This is a genomic window from Roseateles sp., from assembly GCF_044373315.1.
GTDB lineage: Bacteria > Pseudomonadota > Gammaproteobacteria > Burkholderiales > Burkholderiaceae_C > JACDQM01.
Window position 1 is genome coordinate 44,891 of sequence record NZ_JBILQK010000014.1, and the last position, 18,469, is coordinate 63,359.

The window sequence follows — 18,469 nt, forward strand, 5'->3', positions numbered from 1 at the left end:
AGAATCGGCCGCCGCTCACAGGTGATCACCGACGCCTGAGCAGCGCATGCAACCCCTGACGCGACCTGTAGCAATGAGTCTGCTCCTTACCGTGGTTCTGCTGCCGCTCTTGCTGGGCACCGGCCTGTGTGCCTGGCTGGGCCGATCTGGCGGCATGCGGCAAGCGCCCGCCTTGGCGGCGGGGCTAACCACCGTCATGGTGCTGGGCCTGCTGCTGTGGGTCGCGCCGGCCGTGTTCGGGGGGCAGGTCTTGCTGTTCCAGGCGGACTGGGTGCCGGCCATCGGCCTGAACCTGGGCCTTCGCCTGGATGGCCTGGCCTGGATGTTCGCGGCGCTGATCAGCGCCATCGGCCTGCTGGTGGTGATCTATGCCGCCTTCTATCTGGACCGCAAGGACCCGCCGGGCAAGTTCTTCGCGCTGCTGATGCTGTTCATGGCGGCGATGCTGGGCATCGCGCTGTCGGACAACCTGCTGCTGCTGGTGGTGTTCTGGGAGCTGACCAGCATCTCCTCCTTCCTGCTGGTGGGCTACTGGGGCCACCGTGAGGACGCGCGCAGCGGTGCGCGCATGGCACTGGCGGTGACCGGCGGCGGCGGTTTGGCGCTGCTGGCCGGCGTGATCGTGCTGGGCCAGATCGGCGGCAGCTACGAGCTTTCGGTGCTGCTGAGCCTGGGCGATGTGGTGCGGGCGGACAGCCGCTACCCGCTGGCCCTGGCGCTGATCCTGCTGGGCTGCTTCACCAAGAGTGCGCAGCTGCCCTTCCACTTCTGGCTGCCGCAGGCGATGGCGGCGCCCACGCCGGTGTCGGCTTATCTGCACTCGGCCACCATGGTCAAGGCCGGGCTGTTCCTGCTGATGCGCCTGTATCCGGTGATCGGCGGCCCGGGGCTGTTCGAAACCGTCGTCGCCAGCGTCGGTCTGCTGACGATGGTGTTCGCGGCCTTCGTGGCCATCTTCAAGCACGACCTGAAAGGACTGCTGGCCTACTCGACCATCAGCCATCTGGGCTTCATCACCTTCCTGATTGGCCTGGGCAGCCCGATGTCGGCGGTGGTGGCGGTCTTCCATGTGCTCAACCACGCCAGCTTCAAGGCGGCGCTGTTCATGAGCGCGGGCATCGTCGACCATGAGACCGGCACCCGAGATCTGCGCCGGCTGGGCGGGCTGTTCGGGCTGATGCCCTGGGTCGGCTCGCTGGCCTTGCTGGCCGCCGCGGCCATGGCCGGCCTGCCTCCCTTCAACGGTTTCATCTCCAAGGAAATGATGCTGGAGCAGGCGCTGAACGCCAGCTTCTGGGGCAGCGCCTCCTGGGCGATTCCGGTGCTGGCCACGGTGGCCGGCCTGTGCTCGATGGCTTATTCAGCACGCCTGGTGCATGACACCTTCTTCAGCGGGCCGCCGCGCGATCTGCCGCAGCCGCATCCGCATGAGCCGCCCTGGGGCATGAAGGCGCCGGTGCTGCTGCTGGTGCTCGTGGCGCTGGCCGTGGGTCTGGCGCCGATGTGGGTGGCCGGCCCGCTGGTGACGCTGGCGGCGTCCAGCATGCTGGGCGCGCCGGCGCCCGAGTTCTCGCTGGCGCTTTGGCACGGCTTCAATCTGCCGCTGCTGATGAGTGCCGTGGCGGTGGGCGGCGGCGCGCTGGTCTATGCATTGCTGCGCCGCGGCGGGCGCCTGCATCGGCATGAACCAGGGGCCTTCAGCGGCAAGCGTGTGTTCGAGTCGCTGATCGACGGACTGTTCGGCGCCGCCGGCCGCGTAACGACGCTGCTTGAGAACGGCTCGCTGCAGCGCTATATCGCCTGGATGCTGTTGCTGGCGCTGGCGCTGGCGGCCTGGCCGCTGCTGCAGCAGGGCTCTGCCTTGCAGGCCGGCCAGCGGACGCTGCTGCCGGCACCGCCGCTGGCACTGGCGGTATGGCTGCTGCTGCTGGCCCTGTGCCTGGGCGTGCTGGTGCTGCACCGGCAGCGCCTGATTGCGGTGCTGCTGGTGGGCGGCGTCGGTCTGGTGTGCTCGCTGGCCTTTCTGGCGCTGTCGGCGCCGGATCTGGCGCTGACCCAGCTGTCGGTCGACATCGTTTCCACCGCGCTGCTGCTGATGGGCCTGGCCTTGCTGCCGCAGACCAGCCCGCGCGAGAGCAGCACGCTGCGCCGCGGCCGCGACGCGCTGATCGCCCTGGCCTGCGGCGGCGGCGTGGCTTGGCTGTCCTGGCTGGTGCTGACCCGAGACCATGACTCGATTGCCTGGTACTTCTTGGAGAACGCGCTGAGCAAGGGCGGCGGCACCAACACGGTCAACGTGATCCTGGTCGACTTCCGCGGCTATGACACCTTCGGCGAGATCACCGTGCTGGGTATTGCCGCGGTCGGTGTGCTGGCGCTGCTGGACGGCCTGCGCACACGTCGACCGGCACATGATCCGGAAGGCCGGCCCTGGAGCTATGCCCAAGAGCCGCTGATGCTGCGCACGGTGGCGCGCCTGGTGCTGCCGCTGGCGCTGCTGCTGTCGGCCTATATCTTCTGGCGCGGCCACAACCTGCCCGGCGGTGGCTTCATCGCCGGCCTGGTGACGGCGGTGGCGCTGGTGCTGCAGTACATGGCGCGCGGCCAGCAGGCGGCCGAGCAGCTGATGCACGCGGCCAGCGGCCGGCGTTATGTGCGCTGGATCGGCCTGGGTCTGGGCATCGCCTGGCTGACCGGGGTCGGTGCCTTCGTGTTCGGCCGGCCCTTCCTGACCAGTGCCTTCGGCCATCCGGTGGTACCTCTGCTGGGCGAGTTGCCGCTGGCCACCGCGGGTCTGTTCGATCTGGGCGTGTACGTCACCGTGGTCGGCTCGACCCTGCTGATGCTGTCAGTGCTGGGCTCGGCCAGCAAGGAAGGCGTGCGGAGCGCAACATGATGCTTTCAATGGAATTCCTGCTCGCGACCGGCATCGGCCTGGTGACGGCCTCCGGCGTCTACCTTCTGCTGCGTGGCCGCAGCTTCTCGGTGGTGCTGGGCCTGTCGCTGCTGGGCTATGCGGTCAATATCTTCATCTTCGCGATGGGCCGGCTCTGGACCTCGGCAGCGCCCATCCTGGGACAGGGCCAGACCCTGGCCGATCCGCTGCCGCAGGCTCTGGTGCTGACGGCCATCGTGATCGGCTTCGCCACCACCGGCTTCGTCATCGAGTTGGCGCTGCGCAGTCGGCATGACAACGGCAGTGACCATGTGGACGGCGCCGAGCCGCGCGAGGGCCAGCGGTGATGTTGAAAGACGTGCTGATGAGCCATCTGCCGGTGCTGCCGGTATTGATCCCGGCCTTGTGCGGGGTGTTGCTGTTGCTGCTGGGGGACCATGTTGGCAGTGGCCTGGGTGCGCATGACCAGCACAAGCTGCGCTGGGCCCGGCGCCTGTCGCTGAGTGCCGTGAGCTTGAGCCTGGTGGTGGCTGTGGTGTTGCTGCTGCGCGCGAATGCGGGCGAGCTGATGGTCTACCTCGTTGGCGACTGGCCGGCGCCGTTCGGCATCGCCCTGCTGGTGGACCGGCTGGGGGCGCTGATGCTGCTGCTGTCGGCCTGCGTGGCGCTGCCGGTGCTCTGGTACGCCAGCGGCGGCTGGGATGCGCACGGGCGTTATTTCCATGCGCTGTTCCAGTTCCAGCTGATGGGGCTGAACGGCGCCTTCGTCACCGGAGACCTGTTCAACCTCTTCGTGTTCTTCGAGGTACTGCTGATCTCCAGCTATGTGCTGATGCTGCACGGGCAGGGCGGGGCGCGCTTGAAGGCCGGCCTGCACTATGTGGTGCTCAACTTGCTGGCCTCGGCGCTGTTCCTGATTGGCGTGTCGCTCATCTACGCCAAGACAGGCACGCTGAACCTGGCGGATCTGGCGCTGCGCGTGCCCGAGGTGGCCGAGCCGGATGCTGCGGTGCTGCGGGTCGGCGCGCTGATCCTGCTGGTGGTGTTCGGCTTCAAGGCCGCGCTGATGCCGATGGCGATGTGGCTGCCCAATACCTATGCCGCGGCCAGCGCCCCGGTGGCGGCGCTGTTCGCCATCATGACCAAGGTGGGCGTGTACGCCATTCTGCGCGTGCATGGGGTGGTGTTCGGTGAAGGCGCTGGCGCCAGTGCGCTGACGGTGGAGCCGGTGCTGCTGCCGCTGGCACTGGGCACCAGCGTGGTGGGTGTGCTGGGCGCGCTGGCTTCGCGCACGCTGGCCCGGCTGGTGGCCTGGCTCACCGTGGCCTCGGTCGGCACGGTGCTGGCGGGCATCGGACTGTTCGGCAGCGCAGCCTGGGGCGCGGCGTTGTACTACATGCTCAACAGCACGCTGGTGATCGCGGCGCTGTTCCTGCTGGCCGAGTTGGTGGCTGCGCAGCGCGGCGCCGCCGAGGGTCAGCTGGTGCCGGCCTCGCCGGTGGCCCAGCCCACGGTGCTGGGCCTGATGCTGCTGCTCGCGGCAGCCTCCACCGCGGGCCTGCCGCCGCTGCCGGGCTTCATCGGCAAGCTGATGTTGCTGGAAGCGGCCAGCACGCATGCCTGGGCAGCCGGAGTCTGGGCGGTGATCCTGGGCGTCGGTTTCCTGAGCCTGGTGGGGCTGGCGCGTGCCGGCAGCATCCTGTTCTGGCATGTCAGCGACGAGCGCCCCGCGGGCGCGGCGTCCGGCCATAGCGTCAAGCTGCTGCTGGCCAGCGCTGCCTTGCTGGCCGCCAGTGTGGCGATGAGCGTGGGTGCCGCGCCGCTGCAGCGATATTGCGCGGCGGCGGCGCTGCAGCTGCAGGACCGCGCGGCCTATGCCGCTGCGGTGCTCGGCGCGGGCGCGCCGACCAGCACCCGGCCCTATGACGGCCGCCTGGGCAGCCCGCAAGGCACGCAAAGCACAAACAAGGAGCGCTGAGCATGGCTGAACAAGACAGGAAGCCGCTGAACGCCGCAAAGCCGCTCGTGGCGAGCGCCGGTTGGTTCGATCATCCGGTGCTGTCGCTGCTGCTGGCGGGGGTGTGGCTGCTGATGCAGGGCAGCCTGGCCGTGCCGCAGTTGCTGTGGGCGCTGGCCTTTGCCTTGCTGCTGCCTCGGCTGCTGCAGGGATTCCTGGGCCCGGCCGGGCGGCTGCGGCGGCCCGGTGTGGCGCTGCAGTTGTTCGGCATCGTGATGTGGGACATCGTGGTGTCCAACCTGACCGTGGCCAAGCTGGTGCTGTCTCCGCGGGCCGAGCCGCAGCCGGCCTGGGTGCCGGTACCGCTGGCGCTGCGCCACCCCGGCGGAATCACCTTGCTGGCCAGCATCATCACCATGACGCCGGGCACGGTGTCCTGCGTGGTGGATGAGGGCGCGGGGCAGATCCTGGTGCACGCACTGGATTGCGATGACGCCGCGGCCATGGCCGCGCAGATGAAGGCGCGCTACGAGCAGCCGCTGATGGAGATTTTCGGATGAGCACTTTGCTGAGTTCCATCCTTCCGATGGCTCTGGATTTCGCCACCGGCGCGGTCGGGCTGGCGCTGCTGCTGTGCGGCTGGCGCCTGCTGTTCGGACCGGAGCCGACCGACCGCGTGCTGGCGCTGGACACCATGTATGTGAACGCGCTGGCGCTGGTGGTCTTGCTGGGGCTGCGCTGGCAGACCGGGCTGCTGTTCGAGGCGGCGCTGATCATCGCGCTGCTGGGTTTTGTCTCGACGGTGGCGCTGGCGCGCTATCTCAGTCGTGGCGATGTGATCGAGTGAGGCTGCACTGATGCACGAAGACCTGCACTGGACGATTCAAGCGCTGGCAGCCCTGCTGCTGGTGGTGGGTGGCGTGTTTGCGCTGGTGGGCGCGATCGGCATGCTGCGCTTTCGCGACTTCTACATGCGCCTACATGCGCCGACCAAGGCAAGCACGCTGGGTGTGGGCGGCGTGCTGCTGGCCAGCCTGGTGCTGGACTGGGCGCAGGGCAAGGCCGGCCTTGAGGCCCTGTTGATCACCTTGTTCGTGTTCGTCACGGCACCGGTGTCGGCCAATCTGCTGGCGCAGGCGGCGCTGCATCTGCGCCTGCGCTCGAAGGCGCCGGTGCCGCCGGAGCAGCCGCACCCCTGAGGGGAGGCTGCCGGATCAGTTGCCGCTGCTGCTGCGGCCCCGCATCAGCGAGGCCACCATGGCGATGATGGTCAGCGGCAGCACGAAGCTCAGCATGACGCCGCTGTAGGCCTCAAGCGCGTCGTGCTGCTGGGCACGCAGGATCAGGAAGGCGCAGTAGGCGACGTAGTAACCCAGGAAGACGGCACCTTCCCAGCGGGCGATCTCGCGACCGCTGAGCATCACCGGCAGGCAGACCAGCGCGGTGGCCAGCATCACCCAGTAGTCGAAGTTCAGTGCGGCTGCCGCGACCGGCATGCCTTCGGGGGCCACGGCGGCCACCAGGCCCAGGCATCCCAGGATGTTGAAGATATTGCTGCCCACCACGTTGCCGATGGCGATGTCGCGCTGGCCCCGCAGTGCGGCCATGATCGAGGTGGCCACCTCGGGTGCAGAGGTGCCCGCGGCGACGATGGTCAGGCCGATCACCAGCTCGCTGACGCCCAGGCCGCGGGCGATCTCCACCGCGGCTTCCACCAGCCAGCGTGCGCCCAGGATGAGCAGCGCAAGCCCGCCGAGGATCAGCAGCACCTGCACGCTCCAGTGGCGGTCCCAGCGCGAGTCAGGCGGCAACTCGCTGGTCAGCTCGGCCTGCACCTCGGGGCTTTCGTGCGTTGGGCTGCGCACCAGATGCACGATGTAGGCCGTCATCACCAGCATCATCAGCACACCCTCGCCACGGCTCAGGTGGCCGTCCAGCATCAAGGGCAAGAGCAGCAGGCTGGCGCCGATCATCATCGGAATTTCCTGGCGCACGATCTGCGCATGGACGCTCAGCGGCACGATGAGGGCAGAGACCCCGAGGATGAACAGCACGTTGAAGATATTGCTGCCCAGCACATTGCCCAGGGCCAGATCGGCTTGGCCTTGCAAGGCGGAACCCAATGACACGGCCACTTCAGGCGCACTGGTGCCGATCGACACGATGGTCAAACCGACCACCAGAGGCGCGATGCCCAGGCTCAGCGCCAGCTTGCTGGCGCCACGCACCAGCAGTTCAGCCCCTGCCACCAGCAGGACCAGACCGACCAGGAGGAGGGCAGCGCTGGCCATGGTTTTTAGTGCTTGCCGGCTTGGCTGTGGCTCATCAAGCGGTCCGCCGCAGCAATCGCCAGTGCCGAGAACAAGAAGGCGACGTGGATCACCGTCTGCCAGAGCAGCACCTTCTCGGTGTAGTTGTCGGCGTTGATGAAGGTTTTCAGCAAATGGATCGACGAGATGCCGATGATGGCGGTAGCCAGCTTGACCTTCAGCACGGAGGCGTTGACATGGCTGAGCCATTCGGGTTGGTCAGGATGGCCTTCCAGGTGCATGCGCGAGACAAAGGTCTCGTAGCCGCCGACGATCACCATGATCAACAGGTTGGAGATCATCACCACGTCAATCAAACCCAGCACCACCAGCATCAGGATGGTCTCGTTGAGCTTGGCGATCGGCTCGTAACCAATGATGTTGCCCAAAGCATCCTTGATCGGCGTGGCTTTGTAGCCGATGCTCTTGACCAGCATGGACAAGGCATCCTGGTTGCCGAACGCGGCCTCGACCAGATGCACCAGTTCGGTCCAGAACTGGAACACATAGACACCCTGCGCCAGGATCAGGCCCAGATACAACGGCAGCTGCAACCAGCGGCTGGCGAAGATCAGGTTGGGCAGGGGCCGGAGCCGGCGGGTGGGTTCGCTCATAGGGTTAATCCGAAATCGTCTGAAAGCCAGGACTGCGATTCTAGGCGGCACACTGCAGCCCACCTATGACGCGCGCAAGAGTAAGCGGTTCGTCAGAGACGGCAAGCACAGTTGCACGCAATTTCACAAACCCGGTGAACCGAGGAGACAAGTCCATGAGTCAGAGCAAGCAATACCTGCCCAGCCCGGAGTGGTCGGCCCATGCCCACGTCAAAGGCATGGCCGGCTACCAGGCGCTTGTGGACGAGGCCGAACGAGATTACGAAGGCTTCTGGGCCCGGCAGGCGCGCGAGTTGCTGAGCTGGAAGACCCCGTTCACCAAGGTGCTGAATGACAGCGATGCGCCGTTCTTCAAGTGGTTCGAGGATGGTCGGCTGAACGTCTCCTACAACTGCCTGGACCGCAATGTTGAAGCCGGCCTGGGTGACAAGACTGCCATCATCTTCGAGGCTGATGACGGTGCGGTGACCCGGGTCAGCTACAGCGAGCTGCTGGCCAAGGTCTCGCAGCTGGCGAACGCGCTGAAGGCGCGCGGCGTCAAGAAGGGCGACCGCGTCGTGATCTATATGCCGATGTCGGTCGAAGGCGTAGCTGCGATGCAGGCCTGCGCGCGCATCGGCGCCACGCACTCGGTGGTGTTCGGCGGTTTTTCGGCCCAGAGCCTGCGCGACCGCGTTCAGGACGCCGGCGCGGTGATGGTGATCACCGCCGACGAGCAACTGCGCGGTGGCAAGCAGCTGCCGCTGAAGTCCATCGTCGACGAGGCGTTGGCCGACAACTGCTGCCCGACGCTGAAAGATGTGATCGTCTACAAGCGCACCGGCGGCAATATCGCCTGGGTGGCCGGGCGCGATCTGTGGCTGCATGAGTTGCTGGCCGGCCAGTCGAGCAGTTGCGAGCCGGAATGGGTCGAGGCCGAGCATCCGCTGTTCCTGCTCTACACCTCGGGCTCCACCGGCAAGCCCAAGGGTGTGCAGCACAGCACCGGTGGCTATCTGCTGCATGCGGCGCTGACCACCAAGTGGACCTTCGACCTCAAGCCCGACGATGTGTTCTGGTGCACCGCCGACATCGGCTGGGTCACCGGCCACACCTACATCAGTTACGGCCCGCTGGCCCTGGGCGGCACCGAGATCGTGTTCGAGGGCATCCCGACCTACCCGGACGCCGGCCGCTTCTGGCACATGATCGCCAAGCACAAGGTCACGATCTTCTACACCGCACCGACGGCGATCCGCTCGCTGATCAAGGCGGCTGAAAGTAATGAGGCGGTGCATCCCAAGAGCTACGACCTGTCCAGCCTGCGCCTGCTGGGCTCGGTGGGTGAGCCCATCAACCCCGCCGCCTGGGAGTGGTACCACCAACATGTGGGCGGCGGCCGCTGCCCCATCGTCGACACCTTCTGGCAGACCGAGACTGGCGGCCACATGATCACGCCGCTGCCAGGTGCCACGCCGCTGGTGCCGGGCTCGTGCACGCTGCCCTTCCCGGGCATCACCACCGCCATCGTCGATGAGCTGGGCAATGATGTGCCCAACGGCCAGGGCGGCATCCTGGTTGTTAAGAAGCCCTGGCCTTCGATGATCCGCACCATCTGGGGCGATCCCGAGCGTTTCAAGAAGAGCTACTACCCGGCGGAACTCAAGGGCTACTACCTGGCCGGCGATGGCGCGATCCGCGATGCCGAGACCGGCTACTTCACCATCACCGGCCGCATCGACGACGTGCTGAACGTCTCAGGTCACCGCATGGGTACGATGGAGATCGAGTCGGCGCTGGTCAGCTGCACTGAGTTGGTGGCGGAAGCCGCCGTGGTTGGCCGCCCCGACGACACCACTGGCGAGGCGATCTGCGCCTTTGTCGTGCTGAAGCGCCCGCGTCCGAGCGGCGACGAGGCCAAGGCCATTGCCAAACAGCTGCGCGACCATGTCGCCAAGGAGATTGGCCCGATCGCCAAGCCCAAGGACATCCGCTTCGGAGACAACCTGCCAAAGACCCGCAGCGGCAAGATCATGCGGCGTCTCTTGCGCTCGGTCGCCAAGGGCGAGAGCGTCACCCAGGACACCAGCACGCTGGAGAATCCGGCCATTCTGGAACAGCTGGGGCAAGCCTACTGATCCAGGAGTGTGCGGGTAGGGCGGGGCCGTTCAGGCCCCATCAGATGTGAAGCTCAATGAGAAACAGGCCCCGCGAGGCCTGTTCTTTCTTGAGCGAAGCAGCGGGCTGCTTCAGGCGCTCACTTGGTGGCCAGAATCCAGGCAGCGAGTTGCTTGGCTTCGTCGGCGCTGACTTGTGGGTTCGCAGGCATGGGCACCGGACCCCAGACGCCCGAGCCGCCCTTGACGATCTTCTCGGCCAGCTTGGCGGCCGCGCCCTTGTCCTTCGCATATTTGGCAGCCACGTCCTTGTAGGACGGGCCAACCAGCTTCTTGTCGGCGGCATGGCAGGCCATGCAGTTCTTCTTCTGAGCCAGGTCTGCGCTCGCGAAAGCGGCCGGCGCGGCCAGTGCGGTGGCCAGTGCGGCCAGTGCAAACAGGGAGGACTTCATGACTTCCTTTCGAGGCGGTGGACGGGTGTAGAGGACAATGAACAAACGGGCGCGTTCATTGTTGAAACGGTCAACGGGATTGTACGGTTGACCCCGGTGGCGCGCGGGACTCAGGAGTGGCTTGATGTGGTTCATCGTGATCGGTGTCGTGCTGGTTCTCCTCAAGCTGCTGAGCGTTGCGCCGGTGGCCGACTGGAGCTGGCTGTGGGTGCTGTTGCCGTTCGGGCTGGCGGTGCTGTGGTGGGCTTGGGCCGACAAGAGCGGCATGACGCAGCGCAAGGCCATGAAGCGCATGGATGAACGCAAGGAAGCGCGGCGCCAGAAGGCGATGGAGGCGCTGGGCCAGGGCGACAGGCAGCGCCGAAAGTAGCGGCGCCATCTGGCCTGGGCGTTGACCGGGCTGCGGTAGGCATGCCACTGGCGCCCACTATGATGCGCGCCTCTAGCTCACGCTCAGGATCACCGTCATGTGGGTTCATCCCCAGTTCGACCCCATCGCTCTGAAGATCGGTCCGCTCGCCATCCATTGGTACGGACTGACCTATCTGGCCGCGTTCGGCCTCTTTATGTTCCTGGCTGGCCGCCGCGTCGCGCAGCCCTGGAATGCCGCCGCGGGCTGGAGCCGCCGCGACGTCGACGATCTGCTCTTTTTTGGCGTGCTCGGTGTGGTGCTGGGCGGGCGCCTGGGCTATGTGCTGTTCTACAAGCCCGCCTACTACCTTCAGCATCCTCTGGAGATCCTCGCCGTCTGGCAAGGCGGCATGGCCTTCCATGGGGGGCTGCTGGGCGTGATCGTGGCGATGGCTCTGTTTGCCCGCCTGCGCGGGCGTAGCTTTTTTGCGGTCACCGACCTGATCGCGCCTTGCGTCCCCACCGGTCTGGCGGCGGGGCGTCTGGGCAACTTCATCAACGGCGAGCTTTGGGGCCGTGCAGCCGATCCAGCCTTGCCCTGGGCGATGGTGTTTCCGCAGGCACAGGATGGTGGCATTGCCCGCCATCCTTCGCAGCTCTACCAATTCTTCGGCGAGGGCCTGCTGCTGTTCGTGCTGCTGTGGTTCTATGCGCGCAAGCCGCGCGCCACCGGTGAGATTTCGGGGCTGTTCCTGATCGGTTACGGCCTGCTGCGCTTTGCGGCCGAGTATTTCCGCGAACCGGACAGATTCCTGGGGCTTCAAGCGCTGAATCTGAGTCAAGGTCAGTGGCTGAGCCTGCCGATGATTGCGGCCGGCATCCTGATCCTGGCTTGGGCCCGACGGGCTGACAAGCGCTGAGACCCAGACACCATGCGTCAAATCTTCTTCGACACCGAGACCACCGGCCTGCGCGCCGAAGCTGGCGACCGCATCATCGAGATCGGCTGCCTTGAGATGGTCAACCGTCAGCTCACCGGGAACAAGCTGCACCTGTATCTGAATCCGGAGCGGCCCAGTGATCCGGATGCAATCCGCATTCACGGGCTGACGGATGAGTTTCTCGCTGACAAGCCAAAGTTCGCAGAGATCGCCGACGAGCTGCTGGAGTTCCTTCGCGACGCGGAACTGGTGATCCACAACGCAGCCTTCGACATCGGCTTCATGAATGCCGAGTTGAAGCGGCTCAAGCGTCCGCCGATCAACGACATCGTCAGCGGCGTGCGTGACACGCTGCTGATGGCGCGTGACCTGTTCCCGGGTAAGGCCAATTCGCTGGATGCCTTGTGCAAACGGCTTGAGGTTGACAACTCCAGCCGCACCTTCCACGGCGCCTTGCTGGATGCCGAGTTGCTGGCCGAGGTCTACGTGCGGCTCACGCGCGGTCAGGACTCGCTGGTCATCGACGAGTCATCGAGCCATGAGTCGTCGGGGCCGGGTGAAATGCAGGTCGAGGCGGTGGACTTCAGCCAGTTCGAGCTGCCCGTGATCGCAGCCTCTGAAGTGGAACTGCTGGCGCATCAGGCCGTGTTGGCAGAGCTGGACAAAGCCAGTGGCGGCAAAAGAATTTGGCAAGAGTGACGCGACTGACTTGAATGAAGAAAATCCCGTGGCATAATCGTGGGCTTCCCGGTTGGTGATTCCCAGTGAGTCACTCAGGCAACCTAGACCGGGCGGTTAGCTCAGCGGTAGAGCACTGCCTTCACACGGCAGGGGTCGCAGGTTCGAACCCTGCACCGCCCACCAAAGGTTGCCAAATTGATACGGGATTCCGACACGGAATACCGGGCGGTTAGCTCAGGGGTAGAGCACCACATTCACACTGTGGGGGTCGCAGGTTCGAAGCCTGCACCGCCCACCAGGTTCTTCCTGGTGTAAGCTTTTTGAAGCGCACGCTTGCGGCGATTTTTCAACTTGATCACGGCAGTGATCTTCGGAGAATCGAGTGCGCAAAAGCATCAATATGTCCGCCGCACTGGCGGCCGCTGAGCATCATGAAGCTCAGCAACTCACCCTCACTGAACTGATTCGGGCCTGGAGCACAGTAGTCCTGGATGGGTCCGACTTGCGCCTGCGCAAATGGCTGCAGGCCCTGGGCCATCGCTCCGCCTGGGACATCCAAAGTGGCGACCTGATCACCTGTGCGCAAGCCATGGTGCAGGAAGGCTACAAACCCTCGTCCGCAAACCGCGACTTGTCAGCGCTGGGCTCGGCCTATCGCTGGGCCATCAACCGCCGGCTGAGCCCCAGAGGCTTTCGCTCACCCACCCTGGATGTGCCTCGCATGGAGGAGGGCATCCGTCACGTCTCACTCAGCGACCAGGAGCTGGATGCACTGCGCGCCCGTGCACGGGGTTTCCGTGATCGGCGCTTCGGTGTGTTCGTTGAACTGCTGATCGATACGGGCGCTCGCAAGTCTGAGCTGCTGGAGCGGCGCTGGAGCGATATCGATCTGGACCGGGGTGAGATCCTGTGTGCCAAGACCAAGACGGGGGTGCCTCGCGTCCTGCACTGCCGCCCGGAAGTCGCGGGCCTCATCCGGCGAGTTTTTCCGCGCCGTGATGATGACGCACTGGTCTTTGAAGGGCGGGTGCCAGGGCGTCCAGTGGACTTCAAGAAGGCCTGGAAAACCTGTGTCACCGACATCGGCCGACCCGGCCTGCACATGCACGACATCCGCCACGTCGTAGCGGCTCGCCTGCTCCGGTCAGGTGCTACGCTGGGCGTCGCTGCGCAGGTGATGGGGCATTCGCCTCAGGTCCTGGCGCGGCGATATGGACATTTGGAAACAGCGCCCCTGCGCCAGGCGCAGGAACGCTCTTGGAGAGCAGCAGATTGACGACGATGGATGGCTTTGAGGCCGATGATTTTGTGAGCGTGGCGCAGCTCCATTTCGAGCTCGGTGTGTCGATTGGTGCATTGGCCACAGCGATTGAGGAGAAGGGCGTCTGGGGCTGGGACCGCTTCGGGCGCTTCGTCCTGTTGCCCCCTAGCGTTCAGGCCGTGCCGGCCATACAGCCTGTGCAGCCTCTGCAGGACGTGTTGAATCGGCTGGCCAAGCAGCACCAGTTCAACGAAGGCCCCGGGGACCTTGACGGGGATCTGGACCCCACCAGCGATCCACTGTGGTTCCACGGCTGGCGCTTCAAAGACCTGCCGGATTTCACCGGCATTTCAGAGCGCCAGCCTTCACCCAAGCGAGCGGGTGACATCGCCCGTGTCGAGAACGGGCTGTACATGCAGATCGGTGCCTTGTTGGAGGTGATCATCGGCTATGGGCCTTGGCAAGGGCACCCGGACGTCAAGAACCAGTCGAAACTGATTGAGACGCTGTGTGAGCGCTTTAAGCGCATGCCGAGCATGTCCAAGCGGACGCTTGAGACCTCATTTGCGCGAGCTCGCAAGGCTCTGACTGAAGCTTGATCGCTACCGCAACTGACCCCTGATCGGCCGCAATTGCGGTGACCACTTTATCGATCTCACTTTGAATGCGAACACGCCGCAAGCGTGCACGGCGCAGTAGCAGCCGGATGGCAACTGCGGTTTCGTTTCTTTTCAAAGGAGATTGTTTTAGTGGCGACAACAACCGACTGGATTCTTGGGCACGACGCCTGGGATCGCTTTGCACAACGGCACCCTGAACTCGGGCTCAAGAGCGGCCCCTGGCCGTTTCACAACTTCCTTCGCATCCACCGCCAAGCTCTGGTGGCCTGCGATGCCATCCGAAAGGCGCGTGGGCGCTGGTGGATCGCTCACTCTGCTCGGTTTCCCGCCGCTGCGTTTGACTGTGCGACCGGCATGGCCTGTATGGGAGGGCAGTGAGCATGACGAATAGCGTATCTACACATGAGGAGCAGGCGACCGTCGCGACGGAGGCCATGGAATACTTTGTGCCAGAGCTGCTCAATCGCGACTTGCTCACTCTCCTGCAATCGGCTGGGCCAGTCCAGGCCAAACGCTGGCTGGCTGAAGGCACCATCAGCCCCTATGGGCATGCTCGGCAGTTCAAGCCCAGCATCGAGGCTGTGGACGGCATCCGGGGCTTGTCGTCGCTGCTTCGTCGGCTAGAGAGCTTGCCAACCACATGCCTCATCCGGGGGCGTTTCGTCGGGCATGAGCTCGCAAAGGCTGTTGCTGAGCGCGAAGGCGGGCCGGCACTGAACCCGGGTTACGTCTTGCGCCGGGGCGACTGCTTCACCGATCAGCCATTGCACTGGCTCATGATCGATGTGGACCACTACACCCCAGACAATGTCGATCCGGTCAAGGAGCCCGAGGCTGCTGCGCATCAGTTCATCGAGCGGTGTCTGCCGGCGGAATTTCATGGCGCAAGCTTCCACTGGTCGTTGTCAGGCAGCGCCGGGCACCGGTCCAAGGCAGGTCTTCTCAAGATGCACCTGCACTTCTGGTTGAAGGTGCCCAGGACGAGTGCAGAGCTGCACGGATGGGCGCGCGCGGTCCCATCGTCTTCTTTTGACGCATCGCTGTACTCCCCCGTGCAAGTGCACTACACCGCCCATCCTGTCTTTGATGAGGGCGTTGCCGATCCCGTGCCCGTGCGCTCAGGCTTCTACCAATCCGCGGTTGGCAAGGATGTCGTTGACCTTGAGATCGACGAAGCAACACTTGCCAAGGCACGGGAGCGCCGCGCCACGCGTGAGCCGATGGCAGACCCCACCACCAAGCCGGGGTTGATCGGCGCTTTCTGCCGTGCATTCAAGCCGGATGACCTCGCGCGGTTGCTACCGGAATTGTTCCAGCCCAGCAGGCGTGAGCGGCACTTCGACTGGCTGGGCCACGACAGCAAGGAGGGCGTGTTCATCACGGATTGCGGGCAACGCTTGGTCAGCGTCCACGGGACTGCACCGACAGGGCAGAACAGACTCTGCAACATCTACGACTTCGTGCGTCTGCACTTGTTCGAGCAACTGGACCAGTCTGCACTGCATGGCTGCCGCGTCAGCGAGCTGCCCAGTGTGGTGGCCATGAGTGACTGGATCGAAAAGAATCACCCGCATGTGCTGAAGGATGTTCGGGTCAGCAGGAGCACCCCTGAGGAGGATTTCGGGGCACTGGATGCCTTGGCCGTGCAGTCCGTAGATCGCCGTGTCGCCCAACTCGGGACGCCAGGGCGAAAGCTGTCAGCGGCTTCTGCCAGCTGGTTGGCCGAGGCTCTGCGGCGCCCGGATCTTTGCGGCTGGAGCTTCGGCTATGACAGCTTTGATGCGGATATCAAAGTCGTAGCACCCGGCGGTGAACCAGGGCAATGGCGCAGCCTTGTTGATAACGACTACACCGCCATCAGGGTGCACCTGGAGGAGCGCTTGGGCATCACTGCTTCCAAGGAACTGATCCGAGATACCGTGAGCATGGTCGCCGGCGAGCCGCGCTATGCATTTGACTCAGCGCAGCTCTGGCTCAACGGACTCCGGTGGGATGGCAAGTCACGCGTCGATGGATTCTTTGCCAACTACTGCAAGGCCCAGGACACGGACTTTGCCAAGGCTGTCAGCCGGTACCTCTGGACGGCGCTGGCGGGGCGCGTTCTGCAACCGGGAATCAAAGCGGACATGGTGCCTGTTCTGGTTGGAGCACAGGGCTGCCGGAAATCCTCGACAGCAGAGGCGATCGCTTTCGCTCCCAGGTTCTTCGGAACCATCGACCTGGGCAACCGCGATGACGATACCGCGCGACGCATGCGGGGCCGCTTGGTGCTTGAGCTGAGCGAGCTGCGCGGACTGGGAGGCCGGGACGCGGAATCCACCAAGGAGTTCCTGAGCCGCACGGACGACTGCTGGGTCCCAAAGTACAAGGAGCGCGATGTCAGCAATCCCCGCCGTGTTGTGTTCATTGGGACATCAAATCGGGATGACTTTCTTGCTGATGCCACAGGTAACCGTCGTTGGCTGCCCATCGTCGTTGGCCAGTGCGAGCCTGAAGCTGTGCGCAGGGACTGCGAGCAGTTGTGGGCAGAAGGGGCGGCCTTGTTCAAGATGCATGGTATTGAATTCCGTGACGCTGAGCGGCTGGCGGCTGAGCGGCATGCCAACTTCGCCGCAGTAGATCCGTGGGAGGACGTTGTTTCAGAGTTCTTGGATAGCCCCGACTATGACGACTACGACGACTCCAACGACTTCGTCGAGATCGACACGGTTGCGAACTCGGGGCCGCCTCCAGTGCGCAAGCCCCGCGAGCAAGTCACTACTGCGCAGTTGTACTTAGCGCTCGGCCTTTCCACCGAGCGTAGAACACCCCAGACAGCGCGGCGAATCAAAGACATCGTCACTCGGTTAGGGTGGACGCCTGTCAGGATCAAGAGTCAGCGTGGGTATCAGCGCCCTAGGAGTGAACTTGGTAGTTGGCAGCCGGCGATGATTGGCCTCCCCCGAGCTGCCGCCTTAGCGGCTGTGCACTAGTGGAGCCGACCAGTGGCTGCCATTGCCGCCAGTGCAGCCACTGGTTTTCAACACTCTGCCGGGGGGGGGGGGGCACATATAGTTCGCTCCAGATATCCTGGGATTTCTAGTGGCGCTACTGGCAGAACTGAGAGTCCTCAATATCCATGGGGGTTGCGGGCAGCCACTTCCGCCCCGCGCAGGGGCAGGGTACTGGCTTAACTGGCGTAGTGCCCCCCCGGTGCAGTGCTGGTTCGGCAAGCAACGGCTTGCGCAGAAATTCAGCTGAAAAAAGTGTCTATGTGACACCCTGTACACCTGTGCCTTGGTCCAGGCAAATGGCAAGCGATTGGCTGGTCCGATACTGAATGCCTTTGGTGCAGCAGCGCTACGTGGAGGGATGAGTCATGGTGTTGGAGCTTCGGAGAATGCTAGTCGCGCAGCTACGCAGCCCGACCGTCCGCGAGACATGTACGAAGCTGATGCAGGAAAAGCTCGCAAGCCTGACACCAGAACAGAAGGCTGCAGCGCTAAAGCGCTGGAAGAAGGCCTAGCTAACCCTATCCAGGCTTGCCCGCTAGACGTGGACTTCAGCACCCGCTGTAGTTCTTCTTTCCAGTCTTCGTGATCGTGTAGGTGCCACCTCTAGGACCGACATAGCAACCGGGAGGAAGGGATTGCGATTGCGCCCCTGTAGTTGTGGATGACGGTGGCACTGTGGGGTCGGGCTTGGCCTGTGACTGAACTGGCGCTCGATGGCAGTGGTAGTCACCAGTCTTGCGGTTGTTGTGGCACCCCTCGGCATTGAGCCCGCCTGGGTGTGCATACGACTCCCCAGCAGCGACCAGGAGCGCGCATAGCAGCGCAGCGCTTGTATTCGACATCAAGATCCCCTTTGATCTTGCCCCCGCAGTTCCGGACACCGTCCAGTCGCTAAGTTAGCCCTGGTGGGCGGGGTGATTGTGCCGTCGTCGGAACTCCCTCGGCGACATCATCTTCAAACTCGAATGCGGATGGATCTCGTTGAAGTGCTCGAACGCCCCTGGCAACTGCGCCAGTACGGTCGGTGCGTCGCGCAGGTCCATGCGGCTCATGTAGTCGCGCTTGAAGGTGTTGACGAAGCTCTCGGCCATGCCGTTGCTCTGCGGGCTGCACACCGGCGTGTTGATCGGCTTGAGCCCCAGTGACTTCGCAACGCCGCGCGTCTCGTGCGCGATGTAGGCGCTGCCGTTGTCGGTGAGGAACTCCAGTTCGCAGTCCGGGGGCATGGCCTCGACTGAGCCGAAGCGCCGCTCCACGGCCTCCACCAGCATGTCGCGCACCGGCTCGCCCGGCAGCCC

18 protein-coding genes and 2 tRNA genes are annotated in these 18,469 nt (G+C 64.5%); 15 read left to right on the forward strand and 5 right to left on the reverse strand.

The genetic code is table 11. The features are described from left to right. Positions 1 to 73 precede the first annotated feature (73 nt). From ACIQ67_RS05705 to ACIQ67_RS05730, 6 genes are read left to right on the forward strand one after another with little or no spacing between them, the layout of a single operon-like run. Positions 74 to 2,896: a monovalent cation/H+ antiporter subunit A gene (locus ACIQ67_RS05705; RefSeq protein ID WP_397533392.1), complete on the forward strand. Its 2,823-nt coding sequence runs from the start codon at positions 74 to 76 to the stop codon at positions 2,894 to 2,896. Positions 2,897 to 2,904: 8 nt separating this feature from the next. Further along, the gene (locus ACIQ67_RS05710; protein WP_397533393.1) at positions 2,905 to 3,243 is read left to right on the forward strand and encodes a Na+/H+ antiporter subunit C; all 339 of its coding nucleotides are present in this window, start codon (positions 2,905 to 2,907) and stop codon (positions 3,241 to 3,243) included. Continuing rightward, positions 3,243 to 4,874 carry a monovalent cation/H+ antiporter subunit D gene (locus ACIQ67_RS05715; protein WP_397533394.1) on the forward strand — a complete coding sequence of 544 codons (1,632 nt, stop codon included), beginning with the start codon at positions 3,243 to 3,245 and terminating at the stop codon, positions 4,872 to 4,874. The genes ACIQ67_RS05710 and ACIQ67_RS05715 overlap by 1 nt, the downstream gene beginning before the upstream one ends. A 2-nt stretch (positions 4,875 to 4,876) precedes the next feature. Next, positions 4,877 to 5,413 (forward strand): Na+/H+ antiporter subunit E, encoded by a 537-nt coding sequence (locus tag ACIQ67_RS05720; protein ID WP_397533395.1) that lies wholly within the window; start codon positions 4,877 to 4,879, stop codon positions 5,411 to 5,413. Beyond that, a complete protein-coding gene (locus ACIQ67_RS05725; protein WP_397533396.1) occupies positions 5,410 to 5,700 on the forward strand; it encodes a K+/H+ antiporter subunit F in 291 nt (96 codons plus the stop codon). The genes ACIQ67_RS05720 and ACIQ67_RS05725 overlap by 4 nt, the downstream gene beginning before the upstream one ends. Before the next feature lie 10 nt (positions 5,701 to 5,710). Next, entirely contained in the window at positions 5,711 to 6,052 is a 342-nt protein-coding gene (locus ACIQ67_RS05730; protein WP_397533397.1) for a Na+/H+ antiporter subunit G, read from the forward strand. A gap of 15 nt (positions 6,053 to 6,067) precedes the next feature. Here ACIQ67_RS05730 and ACIQ67_RS05735 read toward each other — a convergent pair whose 3' ends face one another. Beyond that, the gene (locus ACIQ67_RS05735; protein ID WP_397533398.1) at positions 6,068 to 7,144 is read right to left on the reverse strand and encodes a calcium/sodium antiporter; all 1,077 of its coding nucleotides are present in this window, start codon (positions 7,142 to 7,144) and stop codon (positions 6,068 to 6,070) included. A gap of 5 nt (positions 7,145 to 7,149) precedes the next feature. Next, on the reverse strand, positions 7,150 to 7,776 hold the full coding sequence (locus tag ACIQ67_RS05740; protein ID WP_397533399.1) for a TIGR00645 family protein: 627 nt from the start codon (positions 7,774 to 7,776) through the stop codon (positions 7,150 to 7,152). Positions 7,777 to 7,931: 155 nt separating this feature from the next. On the opposite strand from ACIQ67_RS05740, the gene acs reads away from it, so the two are divergent. After that, on the forward strand, positions 7,932 to 9,893 hold the full coding sequence (gene acs, locus ACIQ67_RS05745; protein ID WP_397533400.1) for an acetate--CoA ligase: 1,962 nt from the start codon (positions 7,932 to 7,934) through the stop codon (positions 9,891 to 9,893). A 119-nt stretch (positions 9,894 to 10,012) separates the two neighbouring features. Here acs and ACIQ67_RS05750 read toward each other — a convergent pair whose 3' ends face one another. Then, on the reverse strand, positions 10,013 to 10,324 hold the full coding sequence (locus ACIQ67_RS05750) for a c-type cytochrome (protein WP_397533401.1): 312 nt from the start codon (positions 10,322 to 10,324) through the stop codon (positions 10,013 to 10,015). 124 nt (positions 10,325 to 10,448) lie between these two features. Between ACIQ67_RS05750 and ACIQ67_RS05755 the strand changes: the two genes are divergently transcribed. From ACIQ67_RS05755 to ACIQ67_RS05790, 8 genes are all read left to right on the forward strand, one after another. Beyond that, positions 10,449 to 10,694, forward strand: coding sequence for a TIGR04438 family Trp-rich protein (locus ACIQ67_RS05755; RefSeq protein WP_397533402.1), 246 nt, complete (start codon positions 10,449 to 10,451; stop codon positions 10,692 to 10,694). A gap of 97 nt (positions 10,695 to 10,791) precedes the next feature. Beyond that, a complete protein-coding gene (gene lgt / locus ACIQ67_RS05760; protein ID WP_397533403.1) occupies positions 10,792 to 11,595 on the forward strand; it encodes a prolipoprotein diacylglyceryl transferase in 804 nt (267 codons plus the stop codon). A gap of 12 nt (positions 11,596 to 11,607) precedes the next feature. Continuing rightward, complete coding sequence (gene dnaQ / locus ACIQ67_RS05765; protein WP_397533404.1) at positions 11,608 to 12,315, forward strand: DNA polymerase III subunit epsilon; 708 nt, start codon at positions 11,608 to 11,610, stop codon at positions 12,313 to 12,315. Positions 12,316 to 12,405: 90 nt separating this feature from the next. After that, positions 12,406 to 12,480 (forward strand) — tRNA-Val (locus ACIQ67_RS05770). Between the two features lie 40 nt (positions 12,481 to 12,520). Further along, positions 12,521 to 12,595, forward strand: a tRNA-Val gene (locus ACIQ67_RS05775). An 84-nt stretch (positions 12,596 to 12,679) separates the two neighbouring features. After that, positions 12,680 to 13,573: a tyrosine-type recombinase/integrase gene (locus tag ACIQ67_RS05780; RefSeq protein WP_397533405.1), complete on the forward strand. Its 894-nt coding sequence runs from the start codon at positions 12,680 to 12,682 to the stop codon at positions 13,571 to 13,573. After that, positions 13,570 to 14,157, forward strand: coding sequence for a hypothetical protein (locus tag ACIQ67_RS05785; RefSeq protein WP_397533406.1), 588 nt, complete (start codon positions 13,570 to 13,572; stop codon positions 14,155 to 14,157). Before ACIQ67_RS05780 ends, ACIQ67_RS05785 begins: the two co-directional genes overlap by 4 nt. Positions 14,158 to 14,558: 401 nt before the next feature. After that, a complete protein-coding gene (locus ACIQ67_RS05790) occupies positions 14,559 to 17,150 on the forward strand; it encodes a VapE domain-containing protein (RefSeq protein ID WP_397533407.1) in 2,592 nt (863 codons plus the stop codon). A gap of 569 nt (positions 17,151 to 17,719) precedes the next feature. Here the strand turns inward: ACIQ67_RS05790 and ACIQ67_RS05795 are convergent. Further along, positions 17,720 to 18,013, reverse strand: coding sequence for a YHYH domain-containing protein (locus ACIQ67_RS05795; protein ID WP_397533408.1), 294 nt, complete (start codon positions 18,011 to 18,013; stop codon positions 17,720 to 17,722). Between the two features lie 54 nt (positions 18,014 to 18,067). Beyond that, on the reverse strand, positions 18,068 to 18,469 hold a 402-nt coding region (locus tag ACIQ67_RS05800; protein WP_397533409.1), incomplete at its 5' end, for an integrase core domain-containing protein.

Excerpts from the sequence above, each read along its gene's own strand:
- ACIQ67_RS05705 (WP_397533392.1), top strand. The coding sequence starts at position 74 with ATGAGTCTGCTCCTTACCGTGGTTCTGCTGCCGCTCTTGCTGGGCACC.
- ACIQ67_RS05710 (WP_397533393.1), top strand. The coding sequence starts at position 2,905 with ATGGAATTCCTGCTCGCGACCGGCATCGGCCTGGTGACGGCCTCCGGC.
- ACIQ67_RS05715 (WP_397533394.1), top strand. The coding sequence starts at position 3,243 with ATGTTGAAAGACGTGCTGATGAGCCATCTGCCGGTGCTGCCGGTATTG.
- ACIQ67_RS05720 (WP_397533395.1), top strand. The coding sequence starts at position 4,877 with ATGGCTGAACAAGACAGGAAGCCGCTGAACGCCGCAAAGCCGCTCGTG.
- ACIQ67_RS05725 (WP_397533396.1), top strand. The coding sequence starts at position 5,410 with ATGAGCACTTTGCTGAGTTCCATCCTTCCGATGGCTCTGGATTTCGCC.
- ACIQ67_RS05730 (WP_397533397.1), top strand. The coding sequence starts at position 5,711 with ATGCACGAAGACCTGCACTGGACGATTCAAGCGCTGGCAGCCCTGCTG.
- ACIQ67_RS05735 (WP_397533398.1), bottom strand. The coding sequence starts at position 7,144 with ATGGCCAGCGCTGCCCTCCTCCTGGTCGGTCTGGTCCTGCTGGTGGCA.
- ACIQ67_RS05740 (WP_397533399.1), bottom strand. The coding sequence starts at position 7,776 with ATGAGCGAACCCACCCGCCGGCTCCGGCCCCTGCCCAACCTGATCTTC.
- acs (WP_397533400.1), top strand. The coding sequence starts at position 7,932 with ATGAGTCAGAGCAAGCAATACCTGCCCAGCCCGGAGTGGTCGGCCCAT.
- ACIQ67_RS05750 (WP_397533401.1), bottom strand. The coding sequence starts at position 10,324 with ATGAAGTCCTCCCTGTTTGCACTGGCCGCACTGGCCACCGCACTGGCC.
- ACIQ67_RS05755 (WP_397533402.1), top strand. The coding sequence starts at position 10,449 with ATGTGGTTCATCGTGATCGGTGTCGTGCTGGTTCTCCTCAAGCTGCTG.
- lgt (WP_397533403.1), top strand. The coding sequence starts at position 10,792 with ATGTGGGTTCATCCCCAGTTCGACCCCATCGCTCTGAAGATCGGTCCG.
- dnaQ (WP_397533404.1), top strand. The coding sequence starts at position 11,608 with ATGCGTCAAATCTTCTTCGACACCGAGACCACCGGCCTGCGCGCCGAA.
- ACIQ67_RS05790 (WP_397533407.1), top strand. The coding sequence starts at position 14,559 with ATGACGAATAGCGTATCTACACATGAGGAGCAGGCGACCGTCGCGACG.
- ACIQ67_RS05795 (WP_397533408.1), bottom strand. The coding sequence starts at position 18,013 with ATGTCGAATACAAGCGCTGCGCTGCTATGCGCGCTCCTGGTCGCTGCT.